This is a genomic window from Bdellovibrio sp. 22V (assembly GCF_030169785.1).
In the GTDB taxonomy this organism is placed as follows: Bacteria; Bdellovibrionota; Bdellovibrionia; order Bdellovibrionales; family Bdellovibrionaceae; genus Bdellovibrio.
The window spans coordinates 3,484,938-3,506,063 of sequence record NZ_CP125854.1 but is presented as its reverse complement, the minus strand read 5'-3'; the positions used below and the strand labels follow the sequence as shown (position 1 = coordinate 3,506,063).

At 44.8% G+C, this 21,126-nt stretch carries 26 protein-coding genes; 15 read left to right on the top strand and 11 right to left on the bottom strand.

Going from position 1 to position 21,126, the window contains the following annotated elements:
• Positions 1–8: 8 nt before the first annotated feature.
• Positions 9–347, bottom strand: a complete 339-nt coding sequence (locus QJS83_RS16965; RefSeq protein WP_284606656.1) for a helix-turn-helix domain-containing protein — start codon at positions 345–347, stop codon at positions 9–11.
• A gap of 80 nt (positions 348–427) precedes the next feature.
• On the bottom strand, positions 428–1,048 hold the full coding sequence (locus QJS83_RS16960; protein WP_284606654.1) for a recombinase family protein: 621 nt from the start codon (positions 1,046–1,048) through the stop codon (positions 428–430).
• Positions 1,049–1,125: 77 nt separating this feature from the next.
• Here QJS83_RS16960 and QJS83_RS16955 point away from each other — a divergent pair, with 77 nt between their 5' ends.
• Both QJS83_RS16955 and QJS83_RS16950 read left to right on the top strand, forming a co-directional pair.
• Positions 1,126–1,323, top strand: coding sequence for a hypothetical protein (locus QJS83_RS16955; RefSeq protein ID WP_284606653.1), 198 nt, complete (start codon positions 1,126–1,128; stop codon positions 1,321–1,323).
• Between the two features lie 101 nt (positions 1,324–1,424).
• On the top strand, positions 1,425–2,069 hold the full coding sequence (locus tag QJS83_RS16950; protein ID WP_284606651.1) for a hypothetical protein: 645 nt from the start codon (positions 1,425–1,427) through the stop codon (positions 2,067–2,069).
• Positions 2,070–2,190: 121 nt separating this feature from the next.
• On the opposite strand, the gene QJS83_RS16945 is transcribed toward QJS83_RS16950, so the two are convergent.
• Complete coding sequence (locus tag QJS83_RS16945) at positions 2,191–2,979, bottom strand: hypothetical protein (RefSeq protein ID WP_284606650.1); 789 nt, start codon at positions 2,977–2,979, stop codon at positions 2,191–2,193.
• A 98-nt stretch (positions 2,980–3,077) separates the two neighbouring features.
• Between QJS83_RS16945 and QJS83_RS16940 the strand changes: the two genes are divergently transcribed.
• The 6 genes from QJS83_RS16940 to QJS83_RS16915 all read left to right on the top strand — a co-directional run bounded on the left by QJS83_RS16940 (position 3,078) and on the right by QJS83_RS16915 (position 9,224).
• Positions 3,078–4,616, top strand: coding sequence for a hypothetical protein (locus QJS83_RS16940; protein ID WP_284606649.1), 1,539 nt, complete (start codon positions 3,078–3,080; stop codon positions 4,614–4,616).
• A gap of 189 nt (positions 4,617–4,805) precedes the next feature.
• Positions 4,806–5,585 carry a hypothetical protein gene (locus QJS83_RS16935; protein WP_284606648.1) on the top strand — a complete coding sequence of 260 codons (780 nt, stop codon included), beginning with the start codon at positions 4,806–4,808 and terminating at the stop codon, positions 5,583–5,585.
• 161 nt (positions 5,586–5,746) lie between these two features.
• The gene (locus QJS83_RS16930) at positions 5,747–6,997 is read left to right on the top strand and encodes a hypothetical protein (RefSeq protein ID WP_284606646.1); all 1,251 of its coding nucleotides are present in this window, start codon (positions 5,747–5,749) and stop codon (positions 6,995–6,997) included.
• Positions 6,987–8,330, top strand: coding sequence for a tetratricopeptide repeat protein (locus QJS83_RS16925; protein WP_284606644.1), 1,344 nt, complete (start codon positions 6,987–6,989; stop codon positions 8,328–8,330). Before QJS83_RS16930 ends, QJS83_RS16925 begins: the two co-directional genes overlap by 11 nt.
• Before the next feature lie 103 nt (positions 8,331–8,433).
• The gene (locus tag QJS83_RS16920) at positions 8,434–8,658 is read left to right on the top strand and encodes a hypervirulence associated TUDOR domain-containing protein (RefSeq protein WP_284606642.1); all 225 of its coding nucleotides are present in this window, start codon (positions 8,434–8,436) and stop codon (positions 8,656–8,658) included.
• Entirely contained in the window at positions 8,655–9,224 is a 570-nt protein-coding gene (locus tag QJS83_RS16915; RefSeq protein WP_350159298.1) for a DUF488 domain-containing protein, read from the top strand. The genes QJS83_RS16920 and QJS83_RS16915 overlap by 4 nt, the downstream gene beginning before the upstream one ends.
• Here QJS83_RS16915 and QJS83_RS16910 read toward each other — a convergent pair.
• Together QJS83_RS16910 and QJS83_RS16905 are read right to left on the bottom strand one after the other, a co-directional pair.
• Positions 9,194–9,754: a pentapeptide repeat-containing protein gene (locus QJS83_RS16910; protein WP_284606638.1), complete on the bottom strand. Its 561-nt coding sequence runs from the start codon at positions 9,752–9,754 to the stop codon at positions 9,194–9,196. The genes QJS83_RS16915 and QJS83_RS16910 overlap by 31 nt on opposite strands.
• A gap of 421 nt (positions 9,755–10,175) precedes the next feature.
• The gene (locus QJS83_RS16905; protein ID WP_284606636.1) at positions 10,176–10,733 is read right to left on the bottom strand and encodes a hypothetical protein; all 558 of its coding nucleotides are present in this window, start codon (positions 10,731–10,733) and stop codon (positions 10,176–10,178) included.
• A gap of 213 nt (positions 10,734–10,946) precedes the next feature.
• On the opposite strand from QJS83_RS16905, the gene QJS83_RS16900 reads away from it, so the two are divergent.
• On the top strand, positions 10,947–11,300 hold the full coding sequence (locus QJS83_RS16900; protein WP_284606634.1) for an arsenate reductase family protein: 354 nt from the start codon (positions 10,947–10,949) through the stop codon (positions 11,298–11,300).
• Here the strand turns inward: QJS83_RS16900 and QJS83_RS16895 are convergent.
• The 3 genes from QJS83_RS16895 to sigJ form a co-directional block, all read right to left on the bottom strand.
• Entirely contained in the window at positions 11,297–11,890 is a 594-nt protein-coding gene (locus QJS83_RS16895; protein ID WP_284606633.1) for a DJ-1/PfpI family protein, read from the bottom strand. The two genes, QJS83_RS16900 and QJS83_RS16895, sit on opposite strands and share 4 nt — an antisense overlap.
• A 16-nt stretch (positions 11,891–11,906) precedes the next feature.
• Positions 11,907–12,557: a hypothetical protein gene (locus QJS83_RS16890; RefSeq protein ID WP_284606632.1), complete on the bottom strand. Its 651-nt coding sequence runs from the start codon at positions 12,555–12,557 to the stop codon at positions 11,907–11,909.
• Between the two features lie 77 nt (positions 12,558–12,634).
• Entirely contained in the window at positions 12,635–13,573 is a 939-nt protein-coding gene (gene sigJ / locus QJS83_RS16885) for an RNA polymerase sigma factor SigJ (RefSeq protein ID WP_284606630.1), read from the bottom strand.
• Positions 13,574–13,677: 104 nt separating this feature from the next.
• Between sigJ and QJS83_RS16880 the strand changes: the two genes are divergently transcribed.
• Positions 13,678–14,157 (top strand): carboxymuconolactone decarboxylase family protein, encoded by a 480-nt coding sequence (locus tag QJS83_RS16880; protein WP_284606628.1) that lies wholly within the window; start codon positions 13,678–13,680, stop codon positions 14,155–14,157.
• Here QJS83_RS16880 and QJS83_RS16875 read toward each other — a convergent pair.
• Positions 14,154–14,540 (bottom strand): cupin domain-containing protein, encoded by a 387-nt coding sequence (locus QJS83_RS16875; RefSeq protein WP_284606626.1) that lies wholly within the window; start codon positions 14,538–14,540, stop codon positions 14,154–14,156. The genes QJS83_RS16880 and QJS83_RS16875 overlap by 4 nt on opposite strands.
• A 90-nt stretch (positions 14,541–14,630) precedes the next feature.
• Between QJS83_RS16875 and QJS83_RS16870 the strand changes: the two genes are divergently transcribed.
• The 4 genes from QJS83_RS16870 to QJS83_RS16855 all read left to right on the top strand — a co-directional run bounded on the left by QJS83_RS16870 (position 14,631) and on the right by QJS83_RS16855 (position 18,242).
• Positions 14,631–15,545 (top strand): SDR family oxidoreductase, encoded by a 915-nt coding sequence (locus QJS83_RS16870; protein WP_284606625.1) that lies wholly within the window; start codon positions 14,631–14,633, stop codon positions 15,543–15,545.
• Between the two features lie 78 nt (positions 15,546–15,623).
• Positions 15,624–16,577 carry a hypothetical protein gene (locus QJS83_RS16865; protein ID WP_284606623.1) on the top strand — a complete coding sequence of 318 codons (954 nt, stop codon included), beginning with the start codon at positions 15,624–15,626 and terminating at the stop codon, positions 16,575–16,577.
• Between the two features lie 20 nt (positions 16,578–16,597).
• Positions 16,598–16,945: a GFA family protein gene (locus QJS83_RS16860; RefSeq protein WP_284606622.1), complete on the top strand. Its 348-nt coding sequence runs from the start codon at positions 16,598–16,600 to the stop codon at positions 16,943–16,945.
• A gap of 148 nt (positions 16,946–17,093) precedes the next feature.
• Positions 17,094–18,242, top strand: a complete 1,149-nt coding sequence (locus tag QJS83_RS16855; RefSeq protein ID WP_284606620.1) for a hypothetical protein — start codon at positions 17,094–17,096, stop codon at positions 18,240–18,242.
• On the opposite strand, the gene QJS83_RS16850 is transcribed toward QJS83_RS16855, so the two are convergent.
• Positions 18,239–18,814, bottom strand: a complete 576-nt coding sequence (locus QJS83_RS16850; RefSeq protein ID WP_284606618.1) for a DUF2239 family protein — start codon at positions 18,812–18,814, stop codon at positions 18,239–18,241. The genes QJS83_RS16855 and QJS83_RS16850 overlap by 4 nt on opposite strands.
• Before the next feature lie 126 nt (positions 18,815–18,940).
• On the bottom strand, positions 18,941–19,678 hold the full coding sequence (locus QJS83_RS16845; protein WP_284606617.1) for a transglycosylase SLT domain-containing protein: 738 nt from the start codon (positions 19,676–19,678) through the stop codon (positions 18,941–18,943).
• 201 nt (positions 19,679–19,879) lie between these two features.
• On the opposite strand from QJS83_RS16845, the gene QJS83_RS16840 reads away from it, so the two are divergent.
• Positions 19,880–21,115 carry a multidrug effflux MFS transporter gene (locus QJS83_RS16840; RefSeq protein ID WP_284606615.1) on the top strand — a complete coding sequence of 412 codons (1,236 nt, stop codon included), beginning with the start codon at positions 19,880–19,882 and terminating at the stop codon, positions 21,113–21,115.
• The last annotated feature ends 11 nt before the right edge of the window (positions 21,116–21,126 follow it).

Sequence of the window (21,126 nt, the reverse complement as noted above, 5' to 3'; positions counted from 1 at the left end):
TGAACAAATTACTTTTTTGCTTTCGGTTTTAACCTCTTCGCTTCGATCAGAAAAATTCCCGAAAGATCCGGTTCTGCACTTACATCGTACAAGTCAGTAATGCTAATCGTGGGTGGGGGCTCTTCCTTTCCTATTAACAACCACTGAAAGCTTACACCTACACCCTTGGCAAAACGGTAAACAGCTTCGTGATTTTCAGGAACACTCCCGGAAGTCCACATGTTGAACGTGCTACTCGGAACCCCTGCTATCTCAGCTCCAGCACGGGCAGATAATCCACGTTCTTTCAGAACCTTCTTTAGGTTTGCGGCAAAGATATTTCCTGTGCTGATTCTCTTTCTTTTCATACATAGATTAATCGGTATGATGTCCGCGAAGGTCCAAACAATTCTCTAATTACGGACATGATTCTCGTTAATGTCCATAGTTACGTTTCTCTTATCTTGCAGGATCGCTTATTTCGCTTAATGATGGCTTGTACAGTAGACCTGCTGACCGTAGTTACGCGTCTTGAAATTTCACGAATTGGTGTGCCTTTGCTAAATAGCTCCAGGACTTGTTTCTCAATTTCAGGATTTACTTTTGACGGTCTTCCCAACGTCTTGCCTTGCAACTTTGCGACGGCAAGAGCGACCTTGGTCCTCTCTGAAATTAGTGATGCCTCAAACTCCGCCAAAGCGCTAAAGATATGCAAAAGAAGTTCACTCTGGGGATTCTTTCCAGATAAATCCAAATTTTCGCGAACGATGAAAATGCCTTTGCCGTCCTTGCGCAAATTGTCTACCAACTTAATGATGTGACTTAAAGATCTACCTAAGCGATCCAGCGCTGCGACCATTAACACGTCGGCATTCAGAGATTTCATGGCAGCTAAGGCTTTTCTCAGCTGTGGTCTATCCGCGATCTTTCCGGAACCATGATCCGCAAACTCTCCCACAATCTGATAGTCCCGAAGTTCACACTGTCTACGCAAAGGAAGCAGTTGATTTTGAAGATTAAGATCTATTAAGGATACTCTTGCGTATAGAATTACCTTTTTCTTTTCCATTACTTAGTTATACCACGGCGCACAATGACATTGTATTACAATATAATACATGCTCAAATTGAGTCATTGGAGAAGCGATGAAAGTAAAATATAAACCACCCCGTAAGAGATTTTTTACGAAAACAAAGAAGAACTGTTCGTTCAGACTTCCTGAGGATTTGCTGTCTTACTACGATAAGCTAGCAAAAGAATCCGGAATGACCTTGACGGATCTCGTGGCTGATGTGTTGGATTCTGCTGCGGAGCAATTGGAAAAGGGTCGCCAAAGAAAGTAATTTTTGCGTTGATGATGTGGCTAGGTCAGCACGAAATTTTTTTGTAAAATTCGGTGGTAGTTTCGTAGTGCCTAGAAAAAATGTTCTCGGGAGAAGGCGCGATGGGTAGTGAAAGCTCTATAGGAAGTGTATCAATTGGTTGGGTTCTTGGAATAATTAGTGGTATTGCAATTGAATATTTCAAAAGAAGCGGTGAAGAGGATCGCTATAGGGAAGCCACTCAGGTTGAACTCAATGAAAGTTGCATTACTTTTGCTGCAACGTTTATTCAAATCCAAATGGGAAGCTATAAGATTAGCCGTGAAGACTTAGTTTTTTGTCGTGAACTGTTGTCGGAATTTGAAATTCCCGTCAACAGAGAGAAGTACATCAAAAATTTAGATGAAATACTTTGTTTTAATGCAGATCAGTTTGCGGCACATCGCAAAATGTTGAAGATTAAAAATAAGGGCAATGTGCATAACTTACAGACACTGAAGCTTCCGTATTTATCGGCAACGCCATCACTTATTAGCTTACTCGGTGGCGAAGAACAAAAATCACTGGTGAAAATTCTCAATTACTTGGAACGCGCGAACTCCCAGATAAATGAAATCAAGCTTTGGGCTCGTGAACTCATATCGGGAAAACATTCCACATCGATTGAGTCAGCTTATGAGAACGGTCTAGAGGCTTTTGTCATCACGCTTAAGTTGATTTTAAATGAATCCAAAGCACTGCGACAGTACTGGAAGAACCTAGAATAGAAACCCAATTCAAAAGCGCGAATCGTGGCGATGCTCAGAGTGGCGAGAGCCTCAGTTCATCTGATACGCAGCACAACTGGTTCGATAATCCTCTATTTGTGTCCGCCATTTCCAAAAAAAACTAAGGATGATACCCCCGCCCATCACTGAGCGCTTTGCTACCAAACAAGTTCAACTGATTGCCCGTAATAAAATCCGCAATGGAAGTTAGAACATTGGATTTCGAAGCGACCGCCCAATACATCACACAATCTGAATCCGTCGTGTGATGCACGTGACTCTGGTCCTCATGATCTGTCGCCATAGGCAAGCCGAGGTTCACCAAACCAATCGCATGTCCCACTTCATGAACGACAGTGCCTTGCTCAACATAGCGCTGACTCACGGGATCTCCACCCACCGAAGTCACAACATCCTTGAAGACAAAGACAAAAGGATACCCGGTGAAATGCACGCCAAGAATATTGGCGTTGCCATCATAAAGACCCTTAACAAAAATCACAGCAACTTTGCTTTGTGTCGCGCTCGATGATGGCGCGTAAGTAGACCCAAGACTAATAAGCTGACTTGAACTCCAAGAACTTTGGTTCTGCGTTCCTATCGATGTCATTTGCGCTAACGTTGTCGGTACAGTGATCGTACGTCCCGTATGTGTACTGAACAGTGCCGAGTAACTCGACTTGGTGATGTCCCAGGTTTGATTCGCGGTCAGTCCAATATTGCCGACATAGGGCTCGGCTCCGGTTTCATAAAAAACCTGGATCGAAAAATCTGTAACCGCATCAGAAAAGACAGAGCGGACGAAAGAGATCTGCGCCGCCTCACCGCCACTTGATGACGAACTCCCGCCACCACAACCATGGCCAAAGATGAGAGTCCCCGTAATGAGAAGGTATAAATGCCATTTCATTGCAATATTATCGGCGTTTCTCAAGTTCTCTGCATCCGCCTGTCGCAAAGTGAATCAACCCAATTTAAGAATTTAGCGAAAAATCCGAGAAGTAGTTCATGAATTTCGGAGCGTTTCTTGTATTCATAGCTCTGTCTTATTTTGGGACAGAGGCGAACGGAGCGCCAACGACACTCACCTACCAAGGGCGTATCCTTCGATCTGATGGAACTCCTCTAGAGCATTCCAACGTCAGCTTCATTTTTCAAGTTACGGATCCCTCAGGCCAATGCGTGATTTATCAAGAACAAGTCACCGGCATTAATATGACAAACTCAAATGGTGTCTTTGATGTTCCGATCGGATTGGGTCTTGTCAATTTTCCCTTGAGTGGAAGTTTCACTGTCCTTGATGCCTTCAACAACTCAACGAATTACACTTGCGGCGCCTGTCTTGGTTACAACTGCGCCAACGGCACCAGCACATTTACTCCGCTTAACACGGACAATCGTGTTTTGCGTGTGCAATTCCATGATGGCAGTGGCTGGCGAACTATCTCTCCAGATAATCTTATCCGCTCGGTGCCGTTCTCTGGTTACGCACTTTCCGCGCAGAAACTGGGAACCAATGTCGCTTCTGATTTTTTACTGAAAGCCGGCTTGCCTACTTGTGCAAGCAATCAGTACCTTTCTTGGAATGGCGTCGCTCTGATTTGTGCGACGTCGTCTGCCGCGAGCAGCTCGTCAACGGGTTTACTTACTTCATCGGACTGGACCGTTTTTAACAACAAGCTCGACAGTTCCTCTTCTATCTCTACATCACAACTCCCAACGGTGCCTGTTACCAAAGGAGGTACCGGCGTCACTTCTCTGACTCCAAATCGTCTGCTGGCGAGTGATGCGAGCGGCTCGGCGGTAACAACTTTTAATTGTGGAGTCGGCCAGCTTATCAGCTTTGATCCATTAGGTGTCATGGGTTGTACGAATGTTTCGTCTTTAGGGATGTTCGCCAACGGAGGAAATAGTTTTTCTGCCAATGCCGTTTTTGGAACCACCGACAATTTCTCAGTGAATTTCGTCACGAACGGCAATCCTCGAATGACGGTAACCGCGGATGGTAAAGTAGGAATTCTGACTCTCGCACCAAGTTCTGCTTTGACCGTGGCTGGACAAGTTGAATCAACGACAGGCGGTTTCAAATTTCCTGATGGCTCTGTGCAAACGACAGCAGCGACGGCAAGCGCACTTCCTAAGGTCATTAACTTTGATGATGTTACGACGATTACGACATCGTCGGCTCCGAGCTATGTAACAATGTCGACCCGCACTTGGACAGCTCCGACGACAGGATTGGTTTTAATGACATATTATAAAATAGCCCCTTATATTTTCTCTTGCGCGGCCGGCAACCTCGGCTTTCGCTTCACAGTCAATGGAGTCACAGGCAACCAAGGCAATCACGCCTTTATTACAGGGGTGCATCGTTATCAAAATGGAGAAGCCGTTTACCCTCCTATGGTTGATACGTTCTATGTCACTGCGGGCGTTACTTACACCGTTGCCACCCAGTATTTCTCGCAAAGTTTTAGCTCCTGCACCTTCCATAGCAGAGGCAACTCAGCAGGTCGTGATACGATCGTTATTCAATACGCCCAATAAACAACTCCACAGGTACAGTTATTGCTCCCCTTCAATAAGAATAAAAAGGCTGGCGTGATTTCTGTATGTCGAACTTTTTTACGAAATCATAAAAGGTGTCAAAAAGGGCACCCCTTGAAATTCGGAGAACTTCATGTGAAAGCTTCGTTGATTTTGCAAAAATGGGTTCATCAAACAAGGAGATTTTTTATGAAAACTATTTTAGCTTCTGTACTACTTGTACTTGCTGGCCCCGCTTTGGCAAAAGCTGATTGCCTTATGAATGACTATAACGAAAAAGTTTGTGTCGGCGATATCGCATATCCTTGGAAGCAAAAAGTTGTAAAGGTTGATCGCAACAGAGATATGGTCCTTTTACGAGAAACCAACGGCACAATGACCGCGACGAGCGTTGGTCCCATTAGAGTTCAGCCGAGAGAAAAATACGGCTATCATGTAGGACAAATCATTTTCAATCCCAACGTCGTTTTGCAAGTAACGGATATTAATTACGAAGCCACACTCAACTCAGAGCTTTATAAAGATGCCTCTGTGGAACAACAACAGGCTCTTTCTAAAAGCTTCAGACAACAACAAATGATCTGGAGAGCTTTGCCACAAGCAACGAACGCTGTCGAAGCAGCCATTCGCCAGAAAGCGGCCAAAGCTGAAGCTTACCGATTTCTTCTTGGATCTAAATTTGGTGACGGAGCTCTCAGTCTGTCGGAGGCGGATTTAGTGGAGGGTTTGTTAGCTGATACAAACACACAAGTCCAGACTTCGGTGATCCCTTTCAGAGTAAAAATTCTTGAAATCAATCCGACTCAAGAAACATTAGTTGTCGCTTTCGAACTCAATGGCAAGACACGCAAAATGAACATCTTAAAGTCGGAGATAGACCTTTATGGGTCTGCGCAAACAAGTGAAGAGTTCCTCAACGGTTGCGATGGAATCCGTCAATGTGAACAGTCTCTTCGCTGGGGAAAATAGTATTATCCCGCCGATCAATGTATAGGCGACTGTAAACAAATTTTTGCTCTCGCCCATATGCCCTTATTAAAGCCCTCTATAAAACTTTAGGGAGTCTCAAAGTAAGACTCCCTTCCTCGGTTTCAGGTATGTGAGTTGCTTAGATAACATACGAGGTGTCAGTGCGTATTTTAATGCTTACTATTTTATTTCTTTCGGCATTGTCTTCGGTCGAAGCCCGTGCAAATCCGTATGCTATCCCACGAAGAGATATGCCAGATTTAGAATATGCCGCCGACCCGCAGCTCTATCAGGTGCTTGAAAGGGCCTATCTTCAAATTTTCCAATCGGAAGCCGGTCAGAGCATTCTGGCGTCATTCGAAGATTGCAGAGAAAGCTACTTTCATAAACATTTTGAACTCAAAGGATTAACTGCACAAAAAGCCCGTCAGCTTTGCGAAAATGCGAAAAGAATAGTGCCACAGAAACAGGATGAGTCCTTATCGCTTGAGGAAAAGCAGTACCGCGAACATCATCGCAGAATGATGTCTCAAAGAGTCCACGCTCAACCACGCCAACATTTTCTTAAAATCGTTTCTTATAACGAAGACATATCAAGCTATACCTATTTGGGAAATCAAACTATTGTTCGCCTGCCAGTAAAGCTCGTCTATTCGGAAGATTTGCTAGCGGCTCTTCTTCTGCATGAAATGACGATATACTTTGACCGCAAGAATCCCACGAACGTCATTGGCATTTTAAAAGACCATAGAATAGCCGTGGATCAACTCAATGTCGACTTGCTCACGTTATGGCCAGCCTGGAACAATCCTTTTCTCAGTGAGGCGCTTAGTGTTCTGCGAAGCTATCGCCAAGAAATGCTTTTTTTCTCTGAGCTCTCTCAAGAATCGCGAATACTCTTGGAGCACAATTGGTTTGCTCGGCTTGAACAAGTACGAGACCAGAAAAGTTGCGGCGTTCTGGTCGTAGACTATATCTCCGAAATCTTAATGAAAGACGATGCTTACTTGAACTACAGATGGACGGCCTCGAGGGACTTCAGCACGAAAGACAAAGGTCCCCGTCCTCTTACGTCCCGTGAAAAAATCATTGAAAGAACACAAAAGGATCTAGAGCTTTTCTTAAAGACAAGAATTCAATCGGAGCAAATAAATACTTCACTTTGTGAGTTTTCGCTGATTCCAGAATATGGCTCTGACGGCATCACTTTAAATCATGGCCCTCGCCCGCCGATTAAACCCGGAAGCAAAGCTTCCATGGAAAAGTGGGAGCCAAAAACTCAGCTGGATCTTCAGAAAGACTTAAGAACAAAGTGGGATTTTTATCGTGAGCTGAAGGGATCAAAAAATATCAAGCTTGAGAGTGTTGAAGAAATTCAGAATAAGCTTAAGGGAGTCCAAAATGGAAAATGATTGGGCTCTGAAATTCAAATCTCTTACAGAGAACGGGCATTACTCTGACGCCAAGGAGCTGCTTTCCTCTGTTGCGCCTCAAACAATCGCAGAGAAAAGAACTTTAGGACACTTTCAATCTCAGATTTATTTTTACGAAGGAGATTACAAAAAGGCTTTAGAATGTGCGCGTAAAACGAAAACCGATTTTGGGCCTAATATTCGTTTAACAGGAGACATCACCGTCTACCTTTATTACTTGGATTCAGGGCCTCAGTATCTAAAAGCCTTAGAACACTTTAAGAACGAGTATTTTGCCGTACTACCAAAACTCTCTGATGAATCTCGCTTTTGGGCGACCAGCAATCTTGCTAAGCTACTTGAAGAACAAGGTGACCTTGCGCTTTCCATTCAGTTGTATTCGGATCTTTTAAAAACGGATTGGAGTTCCGAAAGAGAACTCAGCACGAAAGCCCACCTTTTGCGGTGCTACGCCACACTGGGTGGCCATGAAAAAGTGGCCAGTCTTTATAGCGAAATTTTTTATTCCAAGGCGGAAAAGACATCGCGATTTTCCAAGTTTGAGCAAGAGCATGCACTTCTTCTTGCAGATCTATATCTTCTTGGTCACAAAGGCGCAGAAATCCGCTTAAAGCAGATCTTATTGAACCCAGACTTTGACCAGCAGGAAAAGAGTCTTTCTTACTATGATTTCCTTGATGTTCTTTTGATGATCAATTCCTCTGCAAGCAAAGAGATTCATATCCCTTCTGAGCTCGTGCCACCGCCTCAATTCTTTTTTGAAAAAGAGATCTCTATTATTTACGAAAATACGCTTCAAGACAAACCTTTGCCCTTGCCGGACCTTTACCATCTCAAAGCTTCCCGCTCACCACTGGATGTTTTGCGCATTCTCAGTCATGGCTCTCGGTCTTCTGACAAGGACGTAGCTGCTTTTTGCAGAATGCAATTCACTCTGCTTCTCGAAAGTATTCCTTCGGCATCACAAAAGTTTTGGCAACGTCGCTTGCCTCGAGCCCAAGAAGGACATCTGTTCCTCAATATTTTGGAAAAGACTCTTCACTTCAAATCACGAAGCTTGGATCTGAAGCGCAGTCCGAAACAAGTTCACATGCTCGAGATCTTTTGCTCACGTTCTTCATGGACCTCGGAAGAGTTATGCAACAAGCTTTACGGCTTTTCAGACGGATCGAGCACCTTTGACCGGCTCCGAATGTTAGTCCGAAGTCTCAATGAGAATGTGCGCTCTTTAACTGGGGATTCATTGCTAAACCTTGACGAAAAGGGAGTCCACCTTCGCTCTGAGTTCATCTTAAAGAATACTCCTGCTTAATTGTTCTTCGACATTTCTTGCCGGTCGGAATCAAAAGCTCCTCTAAAAGCTATATAATAGGAGACGATAAACGCATCCGTTTAATCTTGAGCCGGAGGCAGAAATGTCTAAATTCAAAGTGGGTGACCATGTCACATGGAATTCCGAAGCGGGCCGTGTCAGCGGTAAAATCATTGACGTCCATTCAAAAGATTTTAAATACAAAGGTTATAAACACCACGCCACCAAAGAAGACCCGCAATACGAAATCAAAAGCGACAAGACAGATCACATTGCCGCTCACAAAGGCCGCGCTTTACGAAAGGCCCGTGACAAGCGAAAGCACTGAGCCTGCCGTTTTTTACGGTGGGCCACTCGACTCGGACTATTGAGGAATTTGTGGAGCTTCTCAAAGCGGGAGGCGTAGAAATCGTCGTCGATGTTCGTAGAGTTCCAAGATCGCGCACAAATCCTCAATACAACAAAGACGTTCTTCCCAAGAACTTGGCACCTTATAAAATCGACTACCATCAAATTGCGGAATTAGGTGGTCTGCGCAGCAAACCTAAAAGCGTCCCTACCGATCTAAACGGTTTTTGGGAAAACCGAAGCTTTCACAACTATGCGGACTATGCTCTTTCAAAGGAATTTCTTCTTGGAATGGAAACCCTGATTAAATTGGGCCGAAAAAAACGTTGTGCTATTATGTGCTCCGAGGCCGTATGGTGGCGATGTCACCGCCGAATTATAGCCGACTATCTTTTAGCACACGGGGAAAACGTATTTCATCTCATGGGGCCGAACCGTGTAGAGGTTGCGCGACTGACAGAGGGAGCTTACATCCAATCGCCTCAAGAGGTGATTTATCCAGCGGTTACCTCACATTACATCTCTACTTCAACTCCTAAAGCCTGAATCAAGACGAGCGCTTCTGGGAAGGAAAATTTGGCTTCTTTTAGCTTCACGAACTTGGGATCTATAAAATAACTCTTAGCACCTCTGAAGTCCGCCTTTTCCAGGTTTGCGTTGGCAAATGAAGTTCCAGAAAGGAGACTTCCACCAAAGTTCGCTTTAGAAAGATTAGCTCCGGAAAAGTCTGCTTCTCTGACAGAGCAGTTTTCAAATTTCATTCCGCGCAAGTCCATCGACTGAAAACAGCCATAGTCCAGTTTACATCCTGAAAAATGATAGTCCCCATTTTTTCGCACGTCGGCCCAATTAACACCCATCAAGTTGCTGTTTTCGAAAAGAACTCCACGAAGGACTACATTTAAAAGAGAGACATTCGCAAGATTGCATTTCGTGAATTTACAATCCACAAAAACTGCAGATTTCAGATTGGCTTCCGTTAAGTTAATTTCTTGGAAGTCAAAGCCGGAAAGTTCCGTTCTTTGCTCTTCGAGGAGCGCCGGCAAATTGTCCTCCGATACTACGACGTATTCCACTCTTCCTCCTTTTTGACTCGGGTTCTGATTGCACTATAAGCGAAATCGTTCATAAAAAAAGGCAATAAAGTCGCTTTAAGATCCGTGGATTTCGTCTGCACAAAAAGTCGTCGTGTTGCTCCAGATATCCTTAAATTATATTCTTAAAAAATCGCCAACGTCCTTCTGTAGGCGCCGAAGCCCCCCTCCTCTTTTGCGCGTATCACTTGAACCAATTTAAATCGTCAGATAGAGGCATTAGAGTGTTTAAACCACCATTAAAAAATGACCGAAACACCGGATTTTTTGAAAATTTTAACGCTAGGACTCAATTTACAGGGCAGTACCAAAAGAAAGTGCGCCATGTTCCTAGCGTTAAAAACAAAAAAGCCCGGTGGTAATACCGAGCTTTAAGAGAGAAGAGAGAGAAATAATTTAGAAACTATTTAAACTTTACAGTCACGATTTCGCAAAGCTGACCTTGCAACAAAGAGGCACCTGTATAGATTGTTGCATCAAGAACGTCGCTGCTGCGTAACGCTTCATCGCGTGCTGCTTCACACTCGTTAAAGTAATGAGCACAGATGCCAGCGCTGTCTTTGTTTTCACATACCCAGAAGAATTTTTTTACGATTTTCGAGTCAAACTTTACAGTTGGAATCTCGGAGTGAAGCTCGACACGGCAAATAATTTTTGCTTGTCCATTCGCTTCGATCTCGCTGGACCAGCTATAAGTGAAGTTTTTGTATTTCAAATCTACTTTCTGGCTTTTTGCAATTTCATTTTTACGGCTTTCGATATTGTTGATGAACTTTTCACAGCGCTCACCCAACTCTTGAACCGTGCCTTTTTTACTCCAGTTCAAAACACGTCCCGATGGCTTACCGAAAGTACATCGAGTTCCGTCTTCGTTACACCCCACACCCGTATAATAAGGAGCTGCTTGCGCAATATTACCGAGCATCATCAAAGAAAAAAGAGCCGCTAACGTCTTCTTCATAAAAAACCTTTCAATAGAGTTGGCAAATCACTCGCCTACTTAGCGAAAAACGAGCCACCCTCAAAGGCCTTTCAAAGCGGCTTGACGAATGACAACTGGCTAAACTTTAAACACTGAAACCAAAAATGCGCCGGTAAGCAGCTCAATTACCTGTTCGAAATAATGGAAGAATCGTTTATAATCACGCCGGTGAAGCAAGATAAAAGAGGTGTTATGTCTGCTTGGACGTTTTATCACAACCCGAATTGCAGTAAGAGTCGTGAAGCCTTCGCTCTTTTAAAAGAAAAAGGCGTTGATTTTAAGGTTGTGGAATATTTAAAGACACCTCTTTCAAGGGCAGAGTTGCAAGAGCTTGCCAATCAGCTCACCACGCCGGTTTCTTCTTTGGTTCGCACTAAAGAAGATGACTATATTCAAACGCCTTTTGATGTGAATTCCGTCGGTGAAGTTATTGCTCACTTAGAAAAGTATCCGCGCTTGATGGAAAGACCCATTCTGCAAGGTAATGGCCGAGCGGTGATCGGTCGGCCGACAGAAAATATTTTAACAATTCTACTGAAAGATTAAGACCAAAATTCCATCGGTGGATGAACTCCATTTTTATAGAGAGCAAACCACTGCTGGCGTTTTTCTTCCGTATAAATATTCAACGCCCGCATGAGGTGCATTGTAAATTCAAGCGCGCCCACGCCGGAAGCGGTGATAAGATTTCCATCCGTCACAGCAAGGTCGTTCTTATAATTTTTTTCACCACGATAAGCAGGAACCAATTGTTTCAACAAAGGTAAGAAGTTGCTTGTGTGATTTCTTTCATTCAACAGACCTTCTCTGGCCATTGCGACCGTAGCGCCGCAAATCGCCGCAACCAGAGTCCCTTTTTTTAAAAGATCTCCTGCTAATTTCAAAACCTTCTGGTTCTGCGAAGAATCTGACCAAGTGTCACTGCCAATAAGGACGAGCCCTTCAATTTCATCTATCGAAATAGAAGAAAGAGCCGCCTCTGGTTTCACCTTGAGGCGGCCGATAGACAGAACGTCATTTCCAGTTTCTGAAACAGTCACAAAAGATTTCTTATTCTGCACGAGTTCCGGCATAAGAAAGGAGCCTTCCCAATCTGCGAAACCTTCAGGCAAATAGATGACAAGTTTTTTAGACATACTTACCTCGAAATTTTTATTTTAAGATTGATGCGGTCTTTGCACCGTTATTGATTTGACGGAGTTTGAATTCCATTTTCGGGAAAATAAGTCCGCCACCAAAACCCACTTTGATTGCGACGTGAAAAATATCGTGAGCTCTGTTCTTTGCCGGAAGCCAAGAACCTTCAAGACCCAAGAGGGCATCCGCTACTAAACCTACTCCTCTGCCGTAGATGCCGCCATGCAATTCGTCGACGCTCACACCATTCGGAATAAAGGTAAACATCCATTTATATGCGATCTCGAACTTAAATCCGCCATTATGAAAATCACAAAGGAACAGTTCGGGAATGCGCACGACTTCGTTCGAACCCGGCATACGCAAGGCCGCATCGAAATACCAGGTGTCGTGGTCAAACAACAATGCGCCATTCATTCCGTCCGAGTAAAGATAACCTTGGATAGGAATTTTCTGGTCAGGTCTGACGTTAAATTGCTGTTGCAGAGTTTGAACAAGCGTTTCGATTTGTTCCGCACTCAAGCTCGTATTCTTTTGAATGGATTCGACGAGTTTTTCTTTGGAAATCCCTTCGTCTTTGTCAAAACTGGCTCCCCAGGCGTTTAAAGAAAACACAAGAGAGGCAATAACTAAAAAGAGCGAAGCCATGAATTTTGCAGTGGTCATTTTTAAGTCTCCAGTCAGACTTATCATAAACCTAAACAAGCAAAAAACAATGGCCCTCTCGCGATATTAGGAATCAACTACTGAATCTTTGTTAAAACATTCAGTTTGTCGGGATTTCTCTGCGAGTAAATGCGGACGATCTTTCCATCTTGAATTTCAAAAGACATAATTGTTTCAAAGACCCAGCCGTCTTCAGATTTTCTGGAAATAACCACGCCCGGCAAGAGGTTCACCATCTGATACTCCACCTTATAGTCATCGCCTTTAAAGAACTTAGAAGTCCAAACTCCTTTGAAGAATTCGGCAATGCGCGCCGTATCTGTAACGACATCTCTTACTGCGGCAACTTTTCCTCCGCCGTCAGACCAGAACTCAGAGCCTTCGGCAAGAAGGTCCATCAAACCGGCGCTATTTCCCTGTTTTGCTAGATCAAAAAACTGTGCGATCACTTTTTCGGCACCCACTGGTTGTGGCACAAATTTAGATCTTCCCGAAAGAACGGCCTTGCGCGCTCTTTCAGCGATCTTGCGACAGGCTTCTTCGGATTTTTTAAGAACTTCCGCGATATCTTTAAAAGGATATTCAAAAACCTCATTTAAAAGATATACAACGCGCTCTTCAGGAGTGAGTTTTTCAATTAAAAGTAAAAACGACGTCGTCAAACTCTGGGACAGAAGAATATTTTTATCCGGAGAATCATTGTTCGCCAGATTGCCCCAGATTTGAAAGCTGTCAGGAACGGCATCGGGAAGCCAAGTGCCCGGATAAGTCTCACGCTTCTTATAAGCGAGCTTCAAATGATCCAGCGCTCTGTTGGAGCATACCTTTGTCAGCCACGACTTAGGATTCTGTATAGAGGTAGGGTTCACTTCCGCGCACTCAATGAAAACATCCTGTACGATGTCCTCTGCCTCAGATAAGCTCCCCGTCATTCTAAAAGCAAACGAGATCAAATAAGATCTATGTTCCGCAAAGAGACGTTCCCATTCTTGAATATAACTATTTTGAGTTCCCATACCTTAAAGACGATCTTAATCGTCCGTTTGTGACAATTCACGAAAATATTTTTTTTGTCACAATCCAATCTCTTTATTCGTCTTAAGCGCAAAAGGAGCTTTTTATGAGCCAAAGATTAAATTACGCAGAAATGGCCCCCGAACTTACAAGAAAATTGACCGAAATGAGCATGTCTCTGGATAAACTCTCGCTCAGTCCAACAATCCTTGCTTTAGCCCATCACCGCGCCTCGCAAATAAATGGCTGCGCGTTCTGCTTGGATTTGGATGTTAAAAAAGCCAAACTTCGCGGCGAAAGAGAACTGCGCGTTTATCATATTTCCGTGTGGAGAGACTCTCCCTTGTTCACGGAGCAGGAACGGGCGGCTCTTGAATGGACAGAGGCTGTCACGAAACTTACAGATCGTGGAATCTCTGATGAAATCTTCGAAAGTGTTAGCAAACATTTTTCCCAGAAAGAACTTTCAGAACTGACATTCGCGATTGGCATTATAAATACATGGAATCGGCTTAATGTTGCTTTCCGCACGACTCCCGGAGCTTTGGATGCGATGTTAGGTCTTACAAAATCCGGCCTGAACTAAGAATTCACGCCGTAAACAACGTCAATCACATCAATTTTCTTTCGAACAAGAAGTGCTTGCGCTTCTTGTTCGCTTTCATTGATTAGATAATGAGGCCGGCCCGAATTTCTTTCGAAAAGAAGGCAATCTCCTTCACTGACTTGGATTTTGTCTTCGCCTTCAACGGCAAGCAAAGAACCTTTAAGAATATAAATAATCTCGTCGGTTTCTTTATGAAAATGCGCACCTGAAGAGCGAGCTCCCGGACGAATAATTTCATGTGACAAAAACAAATCATTCGACTGCAAAGACTCAGAGATGACTGAAGAAAGCGAAAACTCTTCTCCCGTTCTTTGGGATTTTAATAATTTATGTTGTCTATCGTTTTGTTTTTCAATTTTCATTTAAAGACTCCGCAACTCGACATCCTATCAATGCAGAAATAAAATGACATAAAAAAATCGCCATGCTCAGATGTTTCGGTGGGGGTATTCATGGCATTATCTCTTAAAGGCAAAATCGCACTCGTCGCAGGAGCGACCCGTGGAGCCGGACGCGGAATCGCTTTGGAATTAGGAGCCGCGGGCGCCACCGTCTATGTGACAGGTCGAACAACACGTCAAAGTAAGTCCGAATACAACAGACCGGAAACAATTGAAGAAACCGCGGAGCTAATTACCAACGCCGGCGGGAAAGCGATCGCTATTAAAGTCGATCATCTTGTTCCTGACGAAGTAAAGGCGCTCGTGGATCGCATTCGCCACGAACAAGGACGCCTTGATATTCTCGTTAACGACATCTGGGGTGGCGAAACTCTTTTTGAGTGGAACAAAACGGTTTGGGAGCACACTCTCGATAAAGGCCTGCGTTTACTTAGACTTGCTATTGATACACATCTTATTACTGCCCACTATGCGCTTCCACTTTTAATTGAAAACAAAGGCGGCCTTCTTGTGGAAGTCACGGATGGAACGATGGAGTACAATTCAACTCACTATCGGCTGAATCCATTTTATGATCTTGCAAAGACTTCGGTAAACCGCATGGCTTGGGCTCACGCAAAAGATCTGGAAAAATATGGAGGAACCGCGCTTTCAATCACTCCGGGTTGGATGCGCTCGGAAATGATGCTTGAAGCGTACAAAGTGACGGAAGAAAACTGGAAAGAAGGCACTAAGATCGAACCGCATTTTATCATCTCAGAATCCACGCGCTTTGTCGGAAGAGCTGTGGCTGCTATTGCCGGCGATCCCAACAAGTCTCGTTGGAACGGCCAGTCGGTATCAAGCGGACACATCGCGCAGATCTACGGCTTCACCGATATTGATGGTTCGCGACCCGATTGTTGGCGTTATCTCACGGAGATTCAGGAAAAGGGACTTCCCGCAGATCCGACGGGATACAGATAGACTCTACCAAGGCCCTGATTCAAAGAGGGAGAAGTGTGGTCATAGGCATGCCGAGAATTAATCGGTAATCTTGAACAAGTGACTTCTTCCTCGAAAATCAAATTTTTCATTTTTATTTCAGCTGTTGTCGTCGGAGCAAACTTCTTTTCTGTGAACGCTGCGGCCGTCACTGATTGCTATCTTATCAATGAATGCAGTCACTTTCGCAGAGATCCCTCGGCCAGTCCGTCTCCGGGAACGCAAGTGAAGATCAATCCTTCGGCGGTTCCAACCGACAAAGGATTTGGACTTGAAGCGATCTATCACAGCGTCGAGCCGGATCTTTCCCTGGTCAGAGGGAATGGTCGCATGGGCGCGTCTCTTTCTCCCTCCAATAGTGAAGAAACTTTTTTTGGCGCTCCCGGCTTTGAACTTTCCGAAGATCTGTTAGAAAGAAAAAAAGAGCAAAAGAAATATCCGAATCAGAAGTTCACCTTAGCAACGGCTTTTGAATTGGCCGAAAAAAATGGCACAGGCCTTCGACGTTACAATCTTAAGTTGGGAGCGATGGCGAAGTACAATAAACTCACCGGTGCGGTAAATCCCGGGGGAGGCATCAGTGGCGTATTAGGTCCAATCGCCGCGGGCTTCTCGGCATACAAAGATGAAACACAACTTACATACACAGGGGATCTAAAGACGATAACCAAATATAACGTCCAAACTTACAATGTGGGACTTTATCTAACGTCTTTGATTCTGAACTATTCTCATTTGCGACTTGAAGATGAAGATAAAACTTACTTGGCGACTGTGCGGCTTTATACGGCAAGCCTGACAATGGGAAAATTTATTTTGACGGCGGCCAAAAGAACTGAAGAGTCTCCGGCTCCCGCTTACAACTATGAAACCGAAACTCTTGAGATCCAGGAAATTAAAGAAGAATATTTTGGCGGAGTTCAGTATTCTTTAAGCAAAAATTTTATGATGGGCGCTCTCTACAATTACTATTTGTTGCGAGAAGCTTCTGTCACCGCTACGCTATTCTTCTAAAGCATTAGGAGAAAATATTTATGAAATACACAGGTGGATGCCACTGCCAAGCTGTGCGCTTTGAAGTTGAAGTCAGTTTAGATAATGTTATTTCGTGCAATTGCTCGATTTGCTCTAAAAAAGGCCATTGGTTGGCATTCGCTCCGGCGAAAGATTTCAGACTTCTTTTTGGCGAAGATTCTTTGACCGATTATCAATTCGGAAAAAAGATGATTCATCACTTATTCTGTAAAGTATGCGGCATCGGCGCTTTTGGCAAAGGAGCTCTTCCCGACGGAACAGAAATGCGCGCGATCAACGTTCGCTGTCTTGATGGCATTGACCTCGATAAAATCAAAGTCACCGCTGTCGACGGAAAGTCCTTCTAAGCGGATTCGGAAGAATGTGAATGTCTCTTTGTGAGAAGACGTTTTTTCGCCGAATTACCAAGGATATGTAGAAATCCCTCTGAAAGCACAGGCTTTGTCTTATCTTCGGAAAATAGAAGTCCGATAGAATTACTAGGGGGAATTCGCAATGACAAAGCCGATCTATACTTTTGCTCTAGCATTGCTTTTCTCATTGAACACAATGGCAGAGTCGGCTGCGGGAACAGCCGCGGCTGCCATTGAACCCTACACTCCTGCAGAAGCAAATCCCACGGGCCTGGAAGAAGTCGAAGCAAATCTCACGGCCATAGTAACAAAGATGTCTGCACTTCCTGCAAACGCCGCAGCCGCCGGTGCAAAAATGACGATCCCCGAACTCACTGTTATCAAAGCAGGTTTGGAGCTTTATCGAACGAACAGAGAAACCTGCATCGCCGACCAAGTGCGCGCCTCTAATTTTTGTCGTGAAGAAACAAGTCCACATCTGCAGACGGCCGCGCAAGGAATCAATCTTGCTTTAGCAGGAATCAACGCCGCCAACGACTCATGTAAGGCTTTTTCCAAAGCGATGAGTGTCGCGCAAGCTGGATTAACAGCATATACGGCTGCTTGCGGTGTCTTAAGAAAAAAATGTAATATGAGCTGCACGGCTGCAGCGAGCGGTATGAAAAAGATCCTAGAAGGTCTTGTTGCAACCGGAGCCACTTGCGTGCCCACCAATCCCGCCGCCGGAGCCGTTTGTCCCGGCCTTATCGGAAATCTCGAGTCGTTAAAGAAAGCGGCCTATGGTGAAGTAAAAAAAGAAGCGAGTCTTTCAGACAAAAGATCCCTGCACTCGAAAGAAAAAATGTGTCAGCACACTTATGGTCTTCTTTTGCTTTCTTCCGGCGCCTCCATCCTTTCCTTAGCAAAATCAGTTAAGGAAGGAAAAGACTGTGACGAGCAAACAGACGGAGCCGCGGTTTCAGGCGGAGGAACAGCTACAACTCCTTCGCAAACTCCGCCCGCAGGAGTGGAGACAGAGCCTGCACCTGCGCAAAGCTCGACGAATCATGGAATACTAACGACGCCGACAAATGTGCAGCCGCCACCGGTAGCAGAGAGTTCACAAGACAGCCGTCAATCTATGTCATTAAACTCTGATCGCTCGGGCTTGCGCGCTTATCTGCCTGGCGGAAGCAAAGCTGTCGTTGAAGCAAAACCCCTGCACCCGGATATTACGAGTGCAGGAGGAAAAACGAACTTTCAAAAAATGCGCATTCGTTTTCAAGAACTGCGTTTAAATTCAGAAGACTAAAACGCAGCTTCTGAAATTTTTTGCACATGATGTTTAATGTCCTTGGGCCATTTCGCTATGAGCTTGGAAAACTTATCGTGGTCCTTCGCATATAACGCCCGCAATGCCTCTTCGTAGGAAGGCAGGTTTCCCGCCATCACATTCATAAACTTGTAAGTCGCATCTTGTGCCATACGCAGCTGATCTTTGGCGGCATTCTTTTTCTTGGCTTCCTCGACAAGCTTTCTAAGAGTTACGGAAGCGCCTCCAGGCTGACTTGCCAACCATTCCCAGTGCTGAGGCAGAAGCGTTACTTCACGCGGAACCACGCCGAGCTTAGGTCGCCCGCGCCCGCCGATTTTTTCGTCGGATGGAAGCGAGCTTTCTTCAATTCTTTTCACAATCGTCGCTGCCGTGCCACGCAAATCGACTTCGACTTGCTGGCTGGTAACATCGTCAAAAATTAAAACTGTAGCTTTAGATTCGTCTTTTAAAAACTCTTTCACTTTTACGACGACATCACGAAGATCACCGCTTGCAATTTTCTGAGCGTCTGCAAAGGCTGTATACTCTCTATCGAGTTGAAAAACCATCTTGCGCCTCCTTGATTTCACTTAATATTACCCGGGTAAAATAGCGATGTCAATATTACCCGGGTAAAATAAAAAAGGCCGCCCCGAAAGGCAGCCTTTTGTTTGTAATTTCTTTTTGTTAATCAATTACTTACAGAAAGAAAGATTTTTACTCCAGCTCACAATCGACTGATACGACGTCTTGTTTCCGGCGCGAAGAACCGACCAGTATCGAGCGCCGCCACGCCAAGATGTGCCGACTTTACCCGCAATGCGCGCGTCTCTTCCCACCCAGCGATTGAGGATACGAATACCGCAGCTTAAGTTTTGATAAGGATCGTGCAAATCCTTCGTCGACTTGAATCCACACCCGTAAGCGTTGCCGCTCTCAATAGAGATTTGCAGCAAACCACGACTTACGACGCGACGACCGCTGCTGTCGCTGAAGGATTCAGTATAAGATGTTTCGGGTTTGAAATTACTTTCAAAGCGAACCATCGCCGAAAGCATGTAAGTCCAAAATTCTTTGCGCTGAGCATATGTCAAGCTCGAGTAACGGGGACAGAACGTCGTACGATCCGCCGGGATCACATCGAGAAGATCTTCGCCTAGCGTATCTAATGTTTTATCGACGTGTGCGGTCCAAAGTTTTCCTTGTGAATGTTTGCTCTCCCATAGTGGAACTACTTCGCGCGCGCCACCTGAAGATGGAGGAGGGTTACTCGGCACGCTGGGCTCTTCCGGAGTCGTTGGCGTGCTTGGAGTCGTCGATGAAGAATTATCTTCACTCGCCGGTAGGCGTTGCCCCATAGAGCAAGCAACGTTTGTGTGGAAGGTCATAATACAGCCAATAAGGATACTGAGTTTGAGTATTGCGTTTTTCATACCTACCGGATCGGCAGGTTTTTCTGGACCTTTACTGTGGAAAATACTGTCTAAGTTTTGATAGTCATTTAAGAATTAACTGAATGATTCTTAGACAGAATATACAATAGTTATGTTTATTATTAATAGGTTGACTCTTTTTTAATGTGCGCTTAAAAGTTACATTAATCTCTTCGCACGCTCGTGCATAAGGAAGCTCTCTTGGAAAAATCTTCTCCCAAACATTCGTTTCTCATTCTTATTTTAGGTGCATTGACAGCTCTCAGTCCGTTTTCTATCGACATGTATTTGCCGGCATTTCCAAAAATGGCGGAAGATCTTCACACCAATATCGCCCAAGTATCGCTGTCCCTTTCAAGCTACTTTGTGGGCTTAGCGATCGGCCAACTTTTTTACGGTCCGCTTCTGGATCGTTTCGGGCGCAAGAAACCGTTGTATTTCGGGCTCGGACTTTATTTGCTCGCGACGGTAGGATGTTTGTTCTCGCACTCGATAGATAATCTCATTGCCTTCCGCCTGATTCAGGCGTTGGGAGGCTGTGCCGCCAATGTTGCCGCTATTGCCATGGTTCGCGACTTCTTTACTCCAAAAGAAAGTGCGAAGGTATTCTCCTTGTTGGTTTTGATTTTAGGTGTGTCGCCACTTTTGGCACCTACGGCGGGCGGCATTCTTTCTTCCACTTATGGTTGGCCGTCTATTTTCATCGCTCTGTTTATTATCGGTCTTCTTATTCTTCTGCTTGCGATCTTTTATTTACCACAAGGTCGTGAAGCAGATCCATCACATCCGCTACAGCCGGTGGCGATTGTGAAAAATTATTTCTCCATTTTCTTAGAGCCGCAATTTTACACTTATACGTTTGCAGGCTCGATGGCGTTCTCAGGACTTTTCGTCTATCTGGCGGGCTCTCCAACAATTTTTATGGAAGTCTTTAAAGTCAGCGAACAAGTTTACGGTTGGATCTTTGGTTTCTTGGCGGCAGGATTTATCGGAGCAAGTCAGCTCAACATCTTGCTCTTGAAACGTTTCGGCAACGAAAAAATCCTGCTTTTTTCTCTCGCAGGATTAACTTTCACCGGATTTGTTTTCGCCCTCGGCGCGTATAATAACTGGTGGGGAATCATCAGTACGATTGCTTTACTTTTTGTGTTCTTGGGTTTTGCGGGTCTTGCAAATCCGAACGCGTCAGCGCTCGCGATGGCCCCGTTTGAAAGAAACGCGGGCAGTGCTTCGGCCCTCATGGGTTCTTTGCAAATGGGAATTGGCGCCCTTGTCTCGATCACCGTGGGAGTCATGAAAGCGCAACAGCTCTTTCCGATCACGGTTGTATTCGCGGGTTCCGCTTCGTTAGCCCTTCTGATTCTTGTTTTGGGAAGCAGACGCATTCCAAATAAAGTTGAAGCTCCTGATAGCGACGGCAGTCTGGTCGCACACTAATAAAAAAAGGC

Excerpts from the sequence above, each read along its gene's own strand:
- QJS83_RS16965 (WP_284606656.1), bottom strand. The coding sequence starts at position 347 with ATGAAAAGAAAGAGAATCAGCACAGGAAATATCTTTGCCGCAAACCTA.
- QJS83_RS16960 (WP_284606654.1), bottom strand. The coding sequence starts at position 1,048 with ATGGAAAAGAAAAAGGTAATTCTATACGCAAGAGTATCCTTAATAGAT.
- QJS83_RS16955 (WP_284606653.1), top strand. The coding sequence starts at position 1,126 with ATGAAAGTAAAATATAAACCACCCCGTAAGAGATTTTTTACGAAAACA.
- QJS83_RS16950 (WP_284606651.1), top strand. The coding sequence starts at position 1,425 with ATGGGTAGTGAAAGCTCTATAGGAAGTGTATCAATTGGTTGGGTTCTT.
- QJS83_RS16945 (WP_284606650.1), bottom strand. The coding sequence starts at position 2,979 with ATGAAATGGCATTTATACCTTCTCATTACGGGGACTCTCATCTTTGGC.
- QJS83_RS16940 (WP_284606649.1), top strand. The coding sequence starts at position 3,078 with ATGAATTTCGGAGCGTTTCTTGTATTCATAGCTCTGTCTTATTTTGGG.
- QJS83_RS16935 (WP_284606648.1), top strand. The coding sequence starts at position 4,806 with ATGAAAACTATTTTAGCTTCTGTACTACTTGTACTTGCTGGCCCCGCT.
- QJS83_RS16925 (WP_284606644.1), top strand. The coding sequence starts at position 6,987 with ATGGAAAATGATTGGGCTCTGAAATTCAAATCTCTTACAGAGAACGGG.
- QJS83_RS16920 (WP_284606642.1), top strand. The coding sequence starts at position 8,434 with ATGTCTAAATTCAAAGTGGGTGACCATGTCACATGGAATTCCGAAGCG.
- QJS83_RS16905 (WP_284606636.1), bottom strand. The coding sequence starts at position 10,733 with ATGAAGAAGACGTTAGCGGCTCTTTTTTCTTTGATGATGCTCGGTAAT.
- QJS83_RS16900 (WP_284606634.1), top strand. The coding sequence starts at position 10,947 with ATGTCTGCTTGGACGTTTTATCACAACCCGAATTGCAGTAAGAGTCGT.
- QJS83_RS16895 (WP_284606633.1), bottom strand. The coding sequence starts at position 11,890 with ATGTCTAAAAAACTTGTCATCTATTTGCCTGAAGGTTTCGCAGATTGG.
- QJS83_RS16890 (WP_284606632.1), bottom strand. The coding sequence starts at position 12,557 with ATGACCACTGCAAAATTCATGGCTTCGCTCTTTTTAGTTATTGCCTCT.
- sigJ (WP_284606630.1), bottom strand. The coding sequence starts at position 13,573 with ATGGGAACTCAAAATAGTTATATTCAAGAATGGGAACGTCTCTTTGCG.
- QJS83_RS16880 (WP_284606628.1), top strand. The coding sequence starts at position 13,678 with ATGAGCCAAAGATTAAATTACGCAGAAATGGCCCCCGAACTTACAAGA.
- QJS83_RS16875 (WP_284606626.1), bottom strand. The coding sequence starts at position 14,540 with ATGAAAATTGAAAAACAAAACGATAGACAACATAAATTATTAAAATCC.
- QJS83_RS16870 (WP_284606625.1), top strand. The coding sequence starts at position 14,631 with ATGGCATTATCTCTTAAAGGCAAAATCGCACTCGTCGCAGGAGCGACC.
- QJS83_RS16860 (WP_284606622.1), top strand. The coding sequence starts at position 16,598 with ATGAAATACACAGGTGGATGCCACTGCCAAGCTGTGCGCTTTGAAGTT.
- QJS83_RS16855 (WP_284606620.1), top strand. The coding sequence starts at position 17,094 with ATGACAAAGCCGATCTATACTTTTGCTCTAGCATTGCTTTTCTCATTG.
- QJS83_RS16850 (WP_284606618.1), bottom strand. The coding sequence starts at position 18,814 with ATGGTTTTTCAACTCGATAGAGAGTATACAGCCTTTGCAGACGCTCAG.
- QJS83_RS16845 (WP_284606617.1), bottom strand. The coding sequence starts at position 19,678 with ATGAAAAACGCAATACTCAAACTCAGTATCCTTATTGGCTGTATTATG.